The organism is Arcicella rosea (assembly GCF_040543805.1).
Taxonomy (GTDB): Bacteria; Bacteroidota; Bacteroidia; order Cytophagales; family Spirosomataceae; genus Arcicella; species Arcicella rosea.
Window position 1 is genome coordinate 337,219 of record NZ_JBEUMS010000002.1, and the last position, 16,197, is coordinate 353,415.

The following is a 16,197-nucleotide window of genomic DNA, read 5'->3' on the forward strand; positions in this document are numbered from 1 at the left end:
CACCGACTTTCCTGAAAGATTTGACAAAGCTGTCGCTTAAATATTAATATTATATCCTATATATTCGATAGACAAAGATACATATTTTATCTAAAAGAACCATGCAAAATCAAAAATTAAGCATAAATTAATTGTGCTGTTTTATTTTGAACGGACTTTCTTACGAAAATATCTTGCTCGTAAATATCCACAATAGCTTTTATAATCAAGTCGATTTCAGCAGGCGTATTGTATTTACAAAATGAAAAACGAACGCTGTCTTTATCAAGATTACGATTCAAGGTTTTTAAAACATGTGACCCATTATTGGTTAAATTAGAACAAGCACTTCCTCCAGAAACTGCAATTCCAAGTGCATCTAAACGATTTACTAATACTCCACCTTTCTTTAAATTCGGGAAAGCAACGTTTAAAATATTAGGCAAACTATTGGTAGAAGAATCACTTTCTCCGTTAAATGAAATTTCATCTCCAAACAAATCATGCAAGGCCGTAATCATCTTTGATTTCAAGAAAGCCACATAATTTTCGTACTCTTCTAAATTTCTGTAAGCTATTTCCAAGGCTTTAGCCATTCCTACAATACCAGCCACATTTTCGGTTCCACCTCTTGTTCCTCTCTCTTGAGCACCGCCGTAAATATGTGGTTGAATTTTTCTGTATTTATTGATGTAAATAAACCCAACACCTTTAGGTCCATGAAATTTATGCGACGAACCAACGATATAATCTATATAAAGTTTTGTGACATCAAATCTATGTTTCCCAATAGTCTGTGTGGTATCACTATGAAAAATAGCATCGTATTTTTTACAGATTTCTCCAATTTTTTTAATGTCCGTCAGATTTCCAATTTCATTATTGCCGTGCATCAAACTCACGAGTGTTTGTTGATTATTTTTCAAAAGCCACTCAAATCGTTCTAAATCTATATTCCCTTTATTATCAAGTTTTACAAAATCTATCTCTAAATCATTATGCTGACTATACTGCCCTAATGTTTGTAAAACGGCTTTATGTTCTAATCTACTTGTGATAACATTTCTGATTTCATAAGTTTTAATAGCTCCAGAAATTGCCAAATTATTTGCCTCTGTAGCACCAGAAGTAAAAAAAATATCATTTTCAGAAGCATTTAAAAGCTTCGCAATTTTATGACGAGCCTCTTCTACAGCTTCTCTGGCTTTTCTTCCAATAGCGTGGCTAGATGATGGATTTCCGAAATGATTAGTCAAATACGGAATCATCGTATCTAAGACTTCCAAATCTAAGGAAGTCGTCGCAGCGTTATCACAATAAATCTCCATGGTGTTTTTTATGTTGTTTAGATTGTTGAAGGTTCAATTTTCAAGTCAATAGGTTTAAAAGGTTTTTTCCTTTCACTGTAATCTGTATTTATTGATGAAATGTAAATGAATGATATAAACTAAATTAACTAATTCCTAAAACTGAAATTTCTGTTCAAATGGGATGCAGACTCCTTTTTTATCATTACAGAATTGTCCTTTTATTCCCCCGAAAATATCTAAGGCATGTTCTACAATTCTTACTCTTGTTCTGAATTCAGCTTTGTCTTTAAAGTAGGTTACTTCAAATCCCCAGTTTTTATCTAGCTTTTTTAAGGGAGCAACTGGCGTAATTTTTCCGTCATATTCAAAAGAACCATTTTCTGCAAACCAAAAAGTAGTTGGTTGAGGACCTATATCCGCTTTGAAGTCATTAGAGTACAATGACCAACCTTTTTCTATATTCGCTGTAAAAATCAATTCTACTTCATCTCCTACTTTAAAATTAGGATTTGAATAAGTATATTTCCAATTAGCAATCTGATTTACTTGCTGGGCTTTTGCCGATACAAACGACAAAATTAATACAACGATAATAAATATACGTCTCATGATGTATTAGATTGTGGAATAGCAAGTGCTACTCCTTGATTAAACAAAATGTGTAATTTGATTTCTTCTGATTTATCATTAGAATAAGGTTGGGGCACCTTGTTGGTGGTAACAGGTTGCCAGAAGTTCGTTGAGCCTTATCTCTCCCTTCGTTCTTTATAAATCTATTTATTCGATAGACAAAGTTCTATTTTTATAATGAGTAATCCAAATATTTTAGGAATTTATTTCTTCAATTTTTCAAATTATATATCAAATTCCCATTTCGGTTAACGCTGCTTGCGCTTTGTTGTCAATAGAATTTTTATACTCATGTTTTTTATAGGCAATCGCTTTTTCGAAAGACATTCTTGCTTTTAATTTATCATTTTTTTGCTGATAAATATATCCTAATTGTAAAGAAGAACTCGCTCCAAAATGGCAATTCTGACCAGCACAAAGTGCCATAGCACGCTCAAAATAAGGAATTGCTTGATTCTGAGCATTTAATTTTTGTAAAATTCTGGCTTTTCTGAAATTGAAATTTGCTTTATCTAATTGTGCCGTAAAAGAGTTCTCATCAAGATTATCTAAAAATTCTAATGCTTCTGCATAATGTCCTCCTTCAAAAGCATAGTTCGCTTTCACAAGGTTTTTATTCGGATAAATCTTTGTTTTCTGAAATTGTTCGTAAAAATTTTGCGCTATAATATCTGTTTCAGAAAGCTTTTTCCCAACATTCGGAATTTTTGCCAAATGATTTAAAGCTTTATCTGGATTATTCGTTAGCCAGTTCGCCAAGAACAATTTAAAATTTACATCTTTCAAAAAACTATGTCCTCGGAAATTTTTCAAATAATTTTGATAATACTGAATAGCCTGTGGATAATTGCCTTTGTTGAATAAAATTTCAGCTTGATACAAATCGAAAATTGGCATGGCTAAATATCCTGAACCACTTGCTCTTGTCTGCAAAATTTTCTGTGCTATTTCACTTTTATTATCCCTCATTAAAATAGAAGTAGCCAAAAAACTAATCGCCAAATTATCAGGATTGTTGTTTACAAATTGTGTTATTTCTTGACGTTCATCATCATTCAAAGTCAGTACATTCGACTGTATAAACAATTGATAAAACTTGGCTTCTTTGCCTACAATTTTATCATTGATGGCAATATTCAATTCTTTCAAGCCTTGTTGAATGTTTCCTTTTAATCCCAAGAGTTTTGTAACCCAACGATAATTTTCAGGAACTGAACCAATCATAACATGAAAAACACCTAAATTCTTATAATTCGCAGTGAAATTGGGAAATTTCTTACGATTTTCTTCTAACAATTTATAGGCTGAAATCGCATCAAAACCTCCTTTGGTTTCGTGTCCTAATTTCATTTTTACCAAAGCCCAATGAAGTTTTATTTCTGCTTGAATGAATTTGTTATAAGGCGAATTTTCGTCTAAATCTTCAATTAAATCTAATCGCTTATCTTCATTTTCTGCCAAACGCTCATATTCTTTTTCATCTTCACTAGCAAAAAGTACAATCATGTCTGCAAAATCTTCCAACCAAATTCTGATACCATTATTGGTAGGTTCTTTCGCTAACAATTGTTTGGCATGTTGTACTTTTAATTTACATAATTCGCTATAGGCGTTTTGAAGATTGGGCGTAAATTCAAAATCATTCGCAAATGAATTATTTGAAAACCAGAAAAGTACGATTAAGATGAGGTTCCATTTTTTCATAATTTTAGCCTTTACTAATGAATAATCACTTTCGAAATAAATAAGTACAAATCGGGAATTATAGCCCACAAAGTCCTGAAACTTAAGAAAATCACGACCGAACCAACGATAAACATCAATGGTCGTCTTGGCACTTTATTGATTAAAATTGCACCAAAAGGAGCGGCAATAATTCCACCAACTACTAAACCTAAAATAATTTGCCAAGAATTAACGCCTTCAAAAAATAAGAAAGTCAATCCACTCGAAAGCGTAATTAAAAACTCAGCCGCATTCACTGAACCAATAGCATAACGAGGATTACGCCCCTGTCCAAGTAAAGATGAAGTAACGATTGGTCCCCAACCACCGCCACCGATGGCATCCATAAATCCTCCGAAAATTGCTAAAATTCCTACTCTTTTGGTTTTGCGTTTAGCGATATTTTTCTGAAATGCTTTCTTCAAAATCACAAAACCAAGTATCAACATGTACAATGAGATATAAGGTTTGATGAAATTTCCATCAATAATTTCAGAAAGTAAATAAGCGCCAGCCACAGAACCAACTACGCCCCAAAGCAAAGCTCTGAATAGTTTTTTATTGATATTTTTGAATTGGTAATGCGAAATAGCAGACGCCCCTGTTGTAAACATTTCAGAAACGTGAACACTCGTACTGCTCAAAGCTGGTGGTACTCCAATACCCAAAAGAAAAGAAGTTGAAGTAATGCCATAAGCCATTCCTAAAGAACCATCGACCAATTGAGCAAGTAAGCCAACGCCAACGTATAAAAAGAAATCTTCTCCCAACCATATTTTGGTTTGATAAACGGCATCTAACAAAGGAGCTTTACCAATAAAAATGCTAAAGGCTAACAAATAGATAGTAATGCCAATGAACCACATCAACACTCGTTCAAACTGATTGTTGAGTTTTAAACGAAGATATATTTTATTTAAGAACTGATTGTTTTCCATTTTGATGTAATTAAAAATAATGTAAAAAACGCTGGTTTAGTTATTATGCAGGCCGTAAATCAACCTTAAATACTGACGATTCAGTGTTTTGAAATACAGCGTGACGGTTAAAATAATGCTACTTAAAAAGTAAGGATTAATGGTATTTTCAAAGTGGATATAGCTAATCCATAAAATCAGAAAACATCGAATGTATTCAAGATAAAATATCCAACGACGTTGTTCTAAAATAGCTCCACAATTCACCAGCGTAATCAATATGATGAAAGTTGTGGCAATTTGCGTGGCTAAACCTAATTGTCCTTCTAAAAGTAAAAAGGCAAACAGTGTGATTAAAATCAACGTCATCTGCAAAACCACATAATTTCTAAAGCGTGTACTGTGCAATTTATCGGTTTTATGAATCACAAATTTTTGTTCTAATACTCTTCTGTAAGTAGGATTTATATGTTCTGGCTTGCCGAAAAGCATTTTTAATTTATCCCTCCAGCCCTCAGCATATTTAAAAGCATAGCCCATTTCTAGCATAAAATGGAAATGTTGCCACAAGAAACTATTACTGTTCAGTGGCTTTGTTAAACCATAAGTTGGCTCTTCAATTTCTTCGGCGAAAGTGCCAAAGAGTTTATCCCAAATGATAAAAACATCGCTGTAGTTCTTATCTAAATATTGCTCGTTATTGGCATGATGCACTCGGTGATGCGAAGGTGTTACCAAAATATATTCAAGGATTCCTAATTTCCCAACGGTACGAGTATGTATAAAAAATGGATACAAACCATGAATTAATAATATCGTCGTAATCATTTCCGCAGAAAAACCTACAATTGGCAAAAGTGACCAAAAGAAAGTACGTGCTACTGCTTGAAACAAAGTAATACGAGCAGAAACCGTAAAATTAAACTCTTCACTTTGATGATGTACAACGTGTACACTCCACAATAAATTTACTTCATGCCCTAAACGGTGATACCAATACCAAAGAAAATCTGTAATCAACAACAAACCAATCCAAGAAAGTACCCTTGGCTGAATATGAAAAATTGCAAAATGCTTGTACAAATAATCGTACACAAAATAGAATAATCCGAGAGTCAGACCATCCAACAATCTTTCTGCAATCCCTACGCTGAGATTTGAAACAGTATCATTAAAATTATAAAAATGTTTTCCTTTCTTTTTTGATACCCAGAATTCCAAGCCAATCAAAAACAAGAAGAAAGGAACTGCTAAAGCTAGATAATTGAAATTCATTGCTGTATTATTTTTATTAACTACTATATTTATAGATTACATAGAATAAAAAATCATAGAAAAAGATTCACTAGTGAACCTCCGATAAAATTGGCTTTTCTTGGAATATTTCATTCTTTGAAGTAATTCTAAGCTGATGCGTATTAAATACTTGCGAATTAGGTTCAACACTTTTGGTTAGAAAAACGCTTCCTCCTATAATACTATTTTTCCCTATCACTGTTTTACCTCCTAAAATCGTAGTACGGGCATAAATCACTACATTGTCTTCAACCGTCGGATGTCTTTTTGTATCCGAAAGTTCTTTAGCTACTTGCAAAGCTCCTAACGTAACCCCTTGATATATAGAAACATTATTGCCAATAATACTGGTTGCACCAATGACAATACCTGTTCCGTGGTCAATCATAAAAGGTACGCCAATTGTTGCGTTTGGATGAATATCAACACCTGTTTTTCCATGAGCATATTCTGAAATAATTCTTGGCAAAACACTAATATTCAATTGCGTTAATCTATTTGCAATACGATATACTGTAATGGCATAAAAACCAGGATATGAAACAATTACTTCATTGACACTGGTTGCGGCGGGGTCGCATTCATAAATTTTTGAAGCGTCCAACCTTAAATCTTGATAAAGCTCTCCGAGCGATACATAAAAAGCTTCTACTACTCCTTCAATATCAATTTCTCTTACATCAAGATAACTCAATAATATATTTTCTAAATCAATTTGGTTCTTTTTCAAAATTCCTTCATAGGAAGATTGCTTAGGCAAATGGTTACTCGGAAACAAAAAATGTACAAGATCATTCAACCAACCAATAGCCTCTTGGGCTGAAGGAGTAGCTTCCCATTCTGCATGATGCGTTTTTCGAAGCAAGTCAATCAAAGGTTGAGTATGATGATTTTTCATATAATCTTAAATTTCAATATGGGTGGTTTCATTGAAAAGTTCAATTTGTCTAAAAGACAAAAATCATTAAGTATATCAATAGGTCGAGACTTAAGTCCCGACCTATTGATATATAAAAGCTATCTTACAGCTTGTTTATGTCCAGCACGTAATTTATAAAGTGTTTCCACCAATAAATCAACGTCTGAAGTAGTATTATAAAAAGCTAAAGATGGTCTTACAGTTGATTCTAAGCCAAAACGTCTTAAAATCGGCTGTGCACAGTGATGTCCAGTTCTCACCGCAATTCCTTCTTTGTTCAATACTTGTCCTACTTCATTATTACTGTATCCATCAAAAATAAATGAAAGTACAGAAGCTTTTTCTTTGGCTGTGCCAATCAGACGAAGTCCCGGAATTTCTTTCAATAGTTTGGTTGCATACACCAATAAATAATGCTCGTATTGATGAATAACATCTATTCCGATTTTATTTACATAGTCAATGGCAGCACCTAAACCTACGGCATCAGCGATATTTCCAGTACCTGCTTCAAAGCGAGAAGGTGCATCATGATATTGAATTTTCTCGAAAGTAACATCAACAATCATATTTCCGCCACCTTGCCAAGGCTGAGTTTCGTTCAGTAAATCTTCTTTTCCATAAAGTACTCCAATCCCTGTTGGACCAAATACTTTATGACCAGAAAATACGAACCAGTCGCAATCTAAGCTAATCACATCCGAACGCAGATGTGAAACAGACTGAGCACCATCAACCAAAACCTTCGCTCCTGCTGCATGAGCCAAAGCTACAATTTGTTTTGCAGGCGTAACCGTTCCTAAAGCGTTGGATACTTGAGTAAATGATACTAAACGAGTTTTTTCATTCAATAATTTAGCGTACTCGTCCAATAAAATTTGTCCGTCGTCATCTACAGGAATTACTCTAATTTTCAAGCCTTTTTTGTCTGCCAATTGTTTCCAAGGCACAATATTAGCGTGATGTTCAAGATTACTGACAATGATTTCGTCACCAGCTTTTAGGTTTTGTTCGCCCCAACTTTTAGCTACTAAATTGATAGCTTCTGTTGCACCACGCACAAAAACGATTTCATTGGTAGAACGTGCATTCAAAAAAGCTCTTACTTTTTCACGAGCGGCTTCATAAGCATCGGTAGCACGAGCTGCCAATTCATGCGCTGCACGGTGAATGTTTGAGTTTTCATGCTCGTAGAAGTAAGAAATTCTATCAATTACTTGCTTCGGTTTTTGCGTCGTTGCAGCATTGTCTAACCAAACCAAAGGACGACCATTTACTCTTTCTTGTAAAATAGGAAAATCCTTTTTAATCAGGTTTACATCAAATGCTGTACTGGTAAATCCCGTCAAATTATGATTTGTTACTTTGTCTGGAAATTGAGGTACTTTTTCATTCACTCTATAAGGATTTTGTCCTGATAGAAAATAATAAGAAGCCTCATTTACACCAATCGGAGCCGATGTCGGAACAGATGGAACCGCATTGAAATCATTAATTGAAGGTAAAATATTACTTAAATCTAATTCAAAAGGAAAAGTAGTAGCCAAAGGCGATTTTGCATCTATCGTTCCAATATTGGGCAAAGCTGTAGGCGAAGCACCAAATCCCGAAACAGAAGGCTGATTACCAGCATTAGCAAAATGTGGATCTGGCAAACTTGTTTGAGGTTGCACACCAGCCTGATTAGTCAACGGCTGAAAAACGCTACCATGTTGAAATCCAGCAGGTGAAACACCTAAACCAGTACTTGCAAAAGGAACTGATTGTATTGTTTCGTACAATCTTTCAGCAAAGTGATTTGCCTTCGGATGGTCTTGCGGATTCAATGAAATTTCTTTCGGAAATTCATTTGGGAGTGCCTTGAAAATATCATTTGCCAATTGCTGTAAATCTTCTATCGAAGGTATTCCTTGCAATAAACTTTCCTGTTGATTAGTATTTATATTCATGGTAATTTCCTATTTCTACGTCTTCCAATACAGCAATGGCATCATCTACTAATACTGCCAATGAGCAATAAAGCGATACTAAATATGAAGCAATGGCTTTATCGTTGATACCCATAAATCTTACTGCCAAACCAGGAGATTGTTCACCTGGTAAACCCGGCTGGTAAAGTCCAACTACACCTTGGCGACTTTCGCCTGTACGTAATAATAAGATTTTTGTTTTACCATTTTCGATTGGCAATTTATCCGAAGGAATCAAAGGAATACCTCTCCAAGTAATAAACTGTGAACCAAACAATGAAACTGTTGGCGGTGGAACACCACGACGAGTACATTCACGACCAAAAGCTGCAATCGCTAAAGGATGTAACAAAAAGAAACCTGGTTCTTTCCAAACTTTAGTCAATAGTTCGTCTAAATCATCTGGTGTTGGTGGACCTACACGAGTTTTGATTTTTTGTTTAGTAGCGATACTACTTAATAAACCGTACTCTTTGTTATTAATTAATTCGCTTTCTTGACGTTCTTTGATACTTTCAATCGTTAAACGTAATTGCTCACTAATTTGGTTGTAAGGCTTGCTATACAAATCTGAAACACGAGTATGAACATCCAAAACCGTGTTTACGGCACTAAGGTTGTATTCACGTGGGTTTTCGACATAATCAATAAAAGTGTGAGGAAGATTTCTTTCATCACGACCTGAGCAGTCAACTTCAGCAATACTTCCCTCTTTTACTTTGTTCAATCGATAAACGCCTGATTCAACAGGAATCCAATTGAGTAAATGCGTCAACCAACGTGGGGTAATTGATTCAAATTGTGGTACTGTACGGGTTGCAATGGCTAACTGTCTTGCAGCCACGTCTCCAAGTGCTGTTTGCTTGTACTTGTTCAATTCTGACATATTATAGGTAATTAAAAATTGATAATCTCAGACAATTATGCTACAGCACGATATTTGATTGAATAAGGAATGTTATGAGCAGCACTAAATACAGCTCCTAACATTTCTGAAGGTGAAAATGGTTTGCTGAAATCCTCATCAATGGCATCATATACAATTCTTCCTTGCTGACTAATTACATAAGTAGCAGGCACTGGCACATCTTCTGAAATTCCAGCAATTCTGTCCCAAACCGCATATTCTTGTGAATACACTCCAAATTGTTTTGCAATTTGATTATTAGGGTCGGCAACTACATTAAATGGAACATCGAAATAAGCCACTAACTCTTTGGTCTCTTCTAATGAAGCTTGAACAACAACTAATAAGTCACCGCCCAATGCTAAAATTTCTTGATAGGAAGCCTTTAAAATATTCAAATGCTTTAAGCCATACTCATTCCAACCACCTGATAAAAAGCTAATCGTCAATGGCTTATTTTGTTGAATTTGTTGGAATACTAATTTTTGTGTATTGGCTTGTTCTGAAAGATTTTGCCATACACCACTCGCTTTAGAGATAGACAATAAAGGTAAACGTGAACCTATTTTTAAAGGTGATAATTTGGCTGTGTTGCCTTTGAATATATTTACGGGAAAAGTAGTATCCCAAATGATTGCGTTTGATTGACCGTTAACTTGCATTGTAATAATATTTTTAATTGATATGTGCCTTAATTAGTTTGATAGAACAAAATTACAACAAAAAATCTTATATCCTATAGACTTAATAGATTATTTGATTAAAAATTTATAAATTCCTGTAAATCTACTTATTACGATAAAGTTTAATAAAGGCTTCCATCTCTTTAATAGAGAAAATGCTTTCAAAATCATCATCTACAAAGCTGTAAATAATAAGAAGATTACCGACGATGATAAAAGTAGCTGGCAATGGTACTTCATTAGAGATTCCTGTAATTCGATGCCAAATGGGATAATCTTTGGAAAAAACGCCTAATTTTTCTGCAATAGCATTTTCTTGATCATGGCAAATATTAAAAGTCAATTTATATTTACTGACCAAAGTGTCTAAATCATCAGGAGCGACATCTGTCAAAACTAAAATATCTGCTCCAATATTTTTCAAACGTTTATGTGCTTTTTGCATTAATTCTAAGTGAATTTCAGCATAATTATTCCATGATGGTGAAAAGAAACTTAATACTAAAGGTCGAAAAAGCATCAATTCACTTAAAGCAAAATTAGGAAGATGTTCAATATTTTTAGGAAGGGTAGTCCAACGTCCATTAGCCTTAATCAGCTTAAAATTGGGTACAAAATTACTTGCCTGAAGTGCTTTCGGACGATTTTGTTCTATACTATTTTGCATGTTGATGAATATATAAATTTATAATGAGGTACTAAAAATCGAATTGATAATTCCTTTGCCTACTTTCCAATCAGCAAGGTTCGAATTAGCGTTGATATGCCCTAAAGCTCCAATATTTACAAATTGGCTTCCCCAACTTTCTGCCCAATGTTTTGCCCTTTCAATGGTGGCGTACTCATCATTTGTACTTGCAATCAGCACCGTTTGATAAGGAAGTAATCCAGTCGGAATGGGCGAAAAACCTAAAATTTCTTTTGGGAAACCTGCACTTTCAGCATCAGCTGGAGCAACCAATATAATACCCGCAATGTTAGTGGAAGTATTTTTTTTTGCCCAATGAACCACCGCCAAACAACCTAAACTATGAGCTATCAATAAAGTTGGCGTACTTAATTGATGAATAGATTCGTTCAATGTTTCAACCCATTTTTCAACTTCTGGTGCATCCCAATCTTCTTGCTCTACTCTATTAAATATTTCAGGATTTTCCTGTTCCCAAATTGTTTGCCAATGCTTGGGTCCTGAACTTCCTAAACCTGGAACTGTTAAAAAATGTGTTATCATGATTTTTTAAAAACGTTAGTAAATATACGTCTGTCAGAATTAAACTCAAACCAAATAGACTATAAAACCGATAGACAAAGATTATTAATCAAGCTTGTATTTGCAAATTTTATTTAAAATTTATCCTCAAAAACAGTCTTTTCTCTTTTAGAGAAAAATCTTATGGGTTTTATTAAAATAACCATTCTGTAAATTTTCATAGAGTGTTTATTATTTTTTCAACAAGGCAAAGAGTATAAAATGAACAAATCGTGTTTTACTTACACAATTTATTACAAAAGATTTAAATAAAATTCCTCCAAGTTTATTTTTATGAAAAGAAGAGATTTAATCAAAACAATGTTGGCGACTGTTCCTGCCTTGCATCTTACCCAAGCAATTGCGCAGAATAATTTAAATGGTTTAGCAGGTGATGGGCTTGAGCCAATGGCAAAAGGTCCTTTTAATCCAGATTGGGAGTCTTTGAAGCAATATCAAACCCCTGATTGGTTCAGAGATGCAAAATTTGGCATTTGGGCACATTGGGGACCACAATGTCAACCTGAATTTGGTGACTGGTATGCCAGAGAAATGTATTATGAAGGAAGTAGAACCTATAAATTCCATGTAGAAAAGTATGGACATCCCTCTAAATTTGGTTTCAAGGACGTCATTAACGAATGGAAAGCGGATAAATTCAATCCAGACCAATTGTTGGAATTATACAAACGTGCTGGTGCAAAGTATTTCATGGCTTTGGCGAATCATCATGACAATTTTGATAATTATAATAGTAAATATCAGCCTTGGAATTCTGTAAATCTTGGTCCTAAAAAAGATTTAATAGGTGCTTGGGCAAAAGCTACCAAAAAACAAGGACTACGTTTTGGGGTTAGCGTTCATGCGGCACACGCTTGGTCTTGGGTAGAAGGAAGTCAACATTCGGATAAAACAGGCGCTTTGGCAGGCGTTCCTTACGATGGAAAAATAACTAAAAAAGATGGTAAAGGAACCTTCTGGGAAGGCTATGACCCGCAAGATTTATATGCCCAAAACCATGCTTTGAGTGAAGGAAGTGAAAACATCAATGGAATTCATAAACAATGGAATTGGGGCAATGGCGTAACACCTCCAAGTGAAAAATACTGCAATACTTTCTATAACCGCACAGTCGATTTAGTGAATAAATACGACCCAGATTTGGTGTATTTTGATGATACCGCTTTGCCTTTATGGCCTGCAAGTAATGTAGGCTTACGTTTTGCTGCGCATTATTACAATAGAAGTATCAAAAAACATGGAAAATTGGAAGCTGTCATCAATGGTAAAATTTTAGATGAAGAGCAACGTAAAACGATGGTTTGGGATATTGAAAGAGGGCAAAGTAACAACATAGAACCACTCCCTTGGCAAACGGATACTTGTATCGGTAGTTGGCATTATGACCGACGCATTTATGAGCAAAAGCGATATAAAAGTGCCAAAACGGTGATTCATACTTTAATTGATGTAGTGAGTAAAAATGGGAATTTGATGTTAAGCGTGCCGCTAAGAGGTGATGGTTCTATTGATTCGGAAGAACAAAAAGTAGTAGAAAGCATTGCAGACTGGATGGCAATTAACAGTGAGTGTATTTTTGCGACAAGACCTTGGAAAGTATTTGGCGAAGGTCCAGCGATGGAAAAGGCTGCTCCACTTTCTGCTCAAGGATTTAATGAAGGGAAAGGATTGCCATTTACAGTAAATGATATTCGCTTTACTACCAAAGGAGATGTATTGTATGCTATTCCGCTTGGAAAACCAACTGAAAATAAGTTATTGATAAAAAGTTTGGCTTCAGGTAATGCTCTTTATCCGAAAGAAATTGCTAAAGTAATTTTGGTAGGAAAAGGAAGCACCTTAAATTTCACCAGAACTTCAGAAGGTTTGTTGGTTGATTTACCAGAAAATGTCAGAGAAGAATTTGCTTTTGCTTTGAAAGTTTTGCCTGCTTAGGTGGAAGCATTTAGGTAAACCTATAAGGATTCATATAATTATCTAATAATAAGAATTTGAACACCAAATCCTTATAGGTTTATATGCTAAATTTATTTATTCCAAATGCTTCATAAAAAGCATAAATTCGGATAATTTGCACGAAATTCATGCAAATTATCCTGGATTTATCAAATTCATTTACAAATCTTTCAAGGCTTCATAAACTTTTGAAAACTTACGGTAGTTTTCTTGATACACTGCTTCATGTTTTGGATTTGGTATAAAAATTTTTTCTTCAATATCAAGACAATTCGTATTAATCCCAAAAGCATCCAAACCAATCATTACTGCTCCCCAACATGAACCTTCGATCGTCTGAGCCACGACGACTTTCATCTGAAAAATATCTGCCGCAATTTGCAACCAAACATCACTTTTCGCAAAGCCCCCACTTGCCATAATGGTAATATTCTTTCTCTCGTTTTTATCAGGCAAAAGAATTTCTGTAATACTTAATAAGCCAAACAAAATGCCTTCAAGCGTAGCTCGAATAAAATGTGCTTTAGTATGATTTATCGTAATGCCCAATAACGTTCCTTGTGCGGAAGCATCCCAAATAGGCGCTCTTTCTCCTAATAAATATGGCACAAAAATTAAACCTCCTGAACCCGCCTCAATACTTCCAGCTTGTTCAAATAAAGATTCGAATGATTCTTCTGTCTCTAAAATCGCTTCTTTCAACCATTGCAGAATTACTGCTCCATTGTTCACTGCGCCTAATACTAGGTACTGATTATCAATTAGATGATAACATTGCGTTCGCATTTTATCATCAATAAATGGCTTATCAATTGGTAGTCTTACTGCGCCACTTGTACCAATCGTTAAAGACATTCTGCCCTTTTGCATCGCACCAGTTCCCAAATTTGCTAAAGCTCCATCGCCACCACCAATCACTAAAGTACGATTTCCAGCCACTGTTTTAGCTTGATGCTTTGGGCTTACAATTTTAGAAAGTTTATTTTCGTCAATAGCTAAATGTGCTAAAATATCTTTGTTCCAAGTAAGCGTTTCAATATCCATCAACCCAGTTCCCGAAGCCATTGAAGAATCTACCACATATTCACCTGTTAAATGATGCCAAACGTATTCTTTGATACTGATGAATTTATAGGTTTTTTCAAAAACCTCAGGTTCATTTTCTCGTAGCCAAAGTATTTTGGTCATCGGACAAAATGTATGAACTGGAATTCCTGTTTTTTGATAAAATTCTTTGCCTGTGGTACTTTCTTTTAGTTTAGTAGCTTCTGCACTTGCACGGTTATCTGCCCAAAGTATTACATCAGTTAGTGGATTTCCTTGTTCATCAACTGCAATAAGGCTTTGCATTGCAGAACTAAAACTGATAAAAAAGGGACTCGTATTTTGGGTGATTTTTTCAATACATTCCAAAACAGCCTCTAAAATTTCAGCAGGTTTCTGGATACTCCAATCAGGTTCAGGATGATACATTTCATATTCTTTAGAATATTGCTGTATCATTTTCCCTTCGTTAGTAAAAACAATTGCTTTGGTGGCAGTTGTTCCGATATCAATTCCTATATAAAAATGGTTCATTATCTTTCAATCGGTGAATTCCGAAAGAATTTCATCGATATTGCTGTGTTGAAATTAACATTTTGAGAATAATCAAATCAATAAGCGCCCGAATGTATTTAATCCAGACGCTCGGCGATTTATTTCTTTTCGACAGCATGACCGCCAAATTCATTTCTCAAGGCAGCTACTACTTTTCCAGAAAAAGTATCTTCCATTTGCGAACGATAACGCATCATTACCGAAAGGGCAATCACAGGCGTTGGTACTCCTAAATCTAAAGCCGTTTCCAAAGTCCATTTTCCTTCTCCTGAAGAGTGCATAATGCCTTTGATACCGTCTAGTTTAGCATCTTTAGAGAAAGCTTTTTCTGTTAATTCCATCAGCCAACCACGCACAACTGAACCATGGTTAAACATTTTTGCCGTTTTTTGGAAATCAATATCAAATTCAGAATGTTCAAATACTTCAAAACCTTCGGCGATGGCTTGCATCATTCCGTACTCAATTCCGTTATGAACCATTTTCGTAAAATGCCCGCTTCCAGCCGCACCAGTATGTAAATATCCATTTTCTACCGAAATATCTTTGAATACTTTTTCTACATAAGCAAATACTTCATCTTCGCCACCAATCATCGTACAAGCGCCATTTAAAGCACCCGAAGTACCACCCGAAGTACCGCAATCTAAGAAATCTATCCCTTTACTTTTTAGATAAGTGTAGCGTTTTTTTGATTCTTTATAGTTTGAATTTCCACCATCAATAACGATGTCTGAAGGATTCAAAAAAGGTAAGAGTTTTTCAATTACTTGGTCAACAATTTCTCCCGCTGGTACCATCAACCAAATTACTTTTCTTCCTGTTAATTTTTGGGTTAAAGCATCAATTGTATTAGCAGGTTCAATTCCTTCCTCGGCAATTTTTTGAACGAATTCAGCATTGACATCATTGGCAATTACTTCATAGCCATTTCGTTGTAAGTTAAGTGCTAGGTTGAAACCCATTTTGCCTAAGCCTATAATTCCGATTTGCATAATGTTAAAGTTTACTGTGTTGGATAAATATTATTAAAATG

The 16,197-nt window shown here is 34.8% G+C and carries 14 protein-coding genes and 1 riboswitch; of the genes, 1 reads left to right on the forward strand and 13 read right to left on the reverse strand.

Annotated features, from left to right (window positions below; translation table 11 throughout):
- Positions 1-116: 116 nt before the first annotated feature.
- The 11 genes from ABID42_RS04545 to ABID42_RS04595 all read right to left on the reverse strand — a co-directional run bounded on the left by ABID42_RS04545 (position 117) and on the right by ABID42_RS04595 (position 11,567).
- The gene (locus tag ABID42_RS04545) at positions 117-1,307 is read right to left on the reverse strand and encodes a cysteine desulfurase family protein (protein ID WP_367282642.1); all 1,191 of its coding nucleotides are present in this window, start codon (positions 1,305-1,307) and stop codon (positions 117-119) included.
- A 135-nt stretch (positions 1,308-1,442) separates the two neighbouring features.
- Positions 1,443-1,898, reverse strand: a complete 456-nt coding sequence (locus ABID42_RS04550; protein ID WP_323257870.1) for a protein-disulfide reductase DsbD domain-containing protein — start codon at positions 1,896-1,898, stop codon at positions 1,443-1,445.
- A 69-nt stretch (positions 1,899-1,967) separates the two neighbouring features.
- A riboswitch (SAM riboswitch) is annotated at positions 1,968-2,063 on the reverse strand.
- A gap of 87 nt (positions 2,064-2,150) precedes the next feature.
- Entirely contained in the window at positions 2,151-3,623 is a 1,473-nt protein-coding gene (locus ABID42_RS04555) for a tetratricopeptide repeat protein (RefSeq protein WP_367282643.1), read from the reverse strand.
- 14 nt (positions 3,624-3,637) lie between these two features.
- Positions 3,638-4,582 (reverse strand): sulfite exporter TauE/SafE family protein, encoded by a 945-nt coding sequence (locus ABID42_RS04560; RefSeq protein ID WP_367282644.1) that lies wholly within the window; start codon positions 4,580-4,582, stop codon positions 3,638-3,640.
- Between the two features lie 36 nt (positions 4,583-4,618).
- Positions 4,619-5,836, reverse strand: a complete 1,218-nt coding sequence (locus ABID42_RS04565; protein WP_367282645.1) for a sterol desaturase family protein — start codon at positions 5,834-5,836, stop codon at positions 4,619-4,621.
- Between the two features lie 70 nt (positions 5,837-5,906).
- Complete coding sequence (locus ABID42_RS04570; RefSeq protein WP_367282646.1) at positions 5,907-6,755, reverse strand: serine O-acetyltransferase; 849 nt, start codon at positions 6,753-6,755, stop codon at positions 5,907-5,909.
- A 119-nt stretch (positions 6,756-6,874) separates the two neighbouring features.
- The gene (locus tag ABID42_RS04575; protein WP_367282647.1) at positions 6,875-8,725 is read right to left on the reverse strand and encodes a family 2A encapsulin nanocompartment cargo protein cysteine desulfurase; all 1,851 of its coding nucleotides are present in this window, start codon (positions 8,723-8,725) and stop codon (positions 6,875-6,877) included.
- Positions 8,709-9,632 carry a family 2A encapsulin nanocompartment shell protein gene (locus ABID42_RS04580; RefSeq protein WP_367282648.1) on the reverse strand — a complete coding sequence of 308 codons (924 nt, stop codon included), beginning with the start codon at positions 9,630-9,632 and terminating at the stop codon, positions 8,709-8,711. The genes ABID42_RS04575 and ABID42_RS04580 overlap by 17 nt, the downstream gene beginning before the upstream one ends.
- 35 nt (positions 9,633-9,667) lie before the next feature.
- A complete protein-coding gene (locus ABID42_RS04585) occupies positions 9,668-10,315 on the reverse strand; it encodes a redoxin domain-containing protein (protein ID WP_367282649.1) in 648 nt (215 codons plus the stop codon).
- Positions 10,316-10,439: 124 nt separating this feature from the next.
- On the reverse strand, positions 10,440-11,003 hold the full coding sequence (locus tag ABID42_RS04590; protein WP_367282650.1) for a redoxin domain-containing protein: 564 nt from the start codon (positions 11,001-11,003) through the stop codon (positions 10,440-10,442).
- A gap of 18 nt (positions 11,004-11,021) precedes the next feature.
- Entirely contained in the window at positions 11,022-11,567 is a 546-nt protein-coding gene (locus ABID42_RS04595) for an RBBP9/YdeN family alpha/beta hydrolase (RefSeq protein WP_367282651.1), read from the reverse strand.
- A 312-nt stretch (positions 11,568-11,879) separates the two neighbouring features.
- Between ABID42_RS04595 and ABID42_RS04600 the strand changes: the two genes are divergently transcribed.
- Positions 11,880-13,541 (forward strand): alpha-L-fucosidase, encoded by a 1,662-nt coding sequence (locus tag ABID42_RS04600; protein WP_367282652.1) that lies wholly within the window; start codon positions 11,880-11,882, stop codon positions 13,539-13,541.
- Positions 13,542-13,721: 180 nt separating this feature from the next.
- On the opposite strand, the gene ABID42_RS04605 is transcribed toward ABID42_RS04600, so the two are convergent.
- Both ABID42_RS04605 and gnd read right to left on the reverse strand, forming a co-directional pair.
- Complete coding sequence (locus ABID42_RS04605) at positions 13,722-15,140, reverse strand: gluconokinase (RefSeq protein ID WP_367282653.1); 1,419 nt, start codon at positions 15,138-15,140, stop codon at positions 13,722-13,724.
- A 119-nt stretch (positions 15,141-15,259) separates the two neighbouring features.
- Positions 15,260-16,156, reverse strand: a complete 897-nt coding sequence (gene gnd, locus ABID42_RS04610) for a phosphogluconate dehydrogenase (NAD(+)-dependent, decarboxylating) (protein WP_323257848.1) — start codon at positions 16,154-16,156, stop codon at positions 15,260-15,262.
- Positions 16,157-16,197 lie beyond the last annotated feature (41 nt).

Coding starts and splice junctions, on each gene's coding strand:
- ABID42_RS04545 (WP_367282642.1), bottom strand. CDS start 1,307: ATGGAGATTTATTGTGATAACGCTGCGACGACTTCCTTAGATTTGGAA.
- ABID42_RS04550 (WP_323257870.1), bottom strand. CDS start 1,898: ATGAGACGTATATTTATTATCGTTGTATTAATTTTGTCGTTTGTATCG.
- ABID42_RS04555 (WP_367282643.1), bottom strand. CDS start 3,623: ATGAAAAAATGGAACCTCATCTTAATCGTACTTTTCTGGTTTTCAAAT.
- ABID42_RS04560 (WP_367282644.1), bottom strand. CDS start 4,582: ATGGAAAACAATCAGTTCTTAAATAAAATATATCTTCGTTTAAAACTC.
- ABID42_RS04565 (WP_367282645.1), bottom strand. CDS start 5,836: ATGAATTTCAATTATCTAGCTTTAGCAGTTCCTTTCTTCTTGTTTTTG.
- ABID42_RS04570 (WP_367282646.1), bottom strand. CDS start 6,755: ATGAAAAATCATCATACTCAACCTTTGATTGACTTGCTTCGAAAAACG.
- ABID42_RS04575 (WP_367282647.1), bottom strand. CDS start 8,725: ATGAATATAAATACTAATCAACAGGAAAGTTTATTGCAAGGAATACCT.
- ABID42_RS04580 (WP_367282648.1), bottom strand. CDS start 9,632: ATGTCAGAATTGAACAAGTACAAGCAAACAGCACTTGGAGACGTGGCT.
- ABID42_RS04585 (WP_367282649.1), bottom strand. CDS start 10,315: ATGCAAGTTAACGGTCAATCAAACGCAATCATTTGGGATACTACTTTT.
- ABID42_RS04590 (WP_367282650.1), bottom strand. CDS start 11,003: ATGCAAAATAGTATAGAACAAAATCGTCCGAAAGCACTTCAGGCAAGT.
- ABID42_RS04595 (WP_367282651.1), bottom strand. CDS start 11,567: ATGATAACACATTTTTTAACAGTTCCAGGTTTAGGAAGTTCAGGACCC.
- ABID42_RS04600 (WP_367282652.1), top strand. CDS start 11,880: ATGAAAAGAAGAGATTTAATCAAAACAATGTTGGCGACTGTTCCTGCC.
- ABID42_RS04605 (WP_367282653.1), bottom strand. CDS start 15,140: ATGAACCATTTTTATATAGGAATTGATATCGGAACAACTGCCACCAAA.
- gnd (WP_323257848.1), bottom strand. CDS start 16,156: ATGCAAATCGGAATTATAGGCTTAGGCAAAATGGGTTTCAACCTAGCA.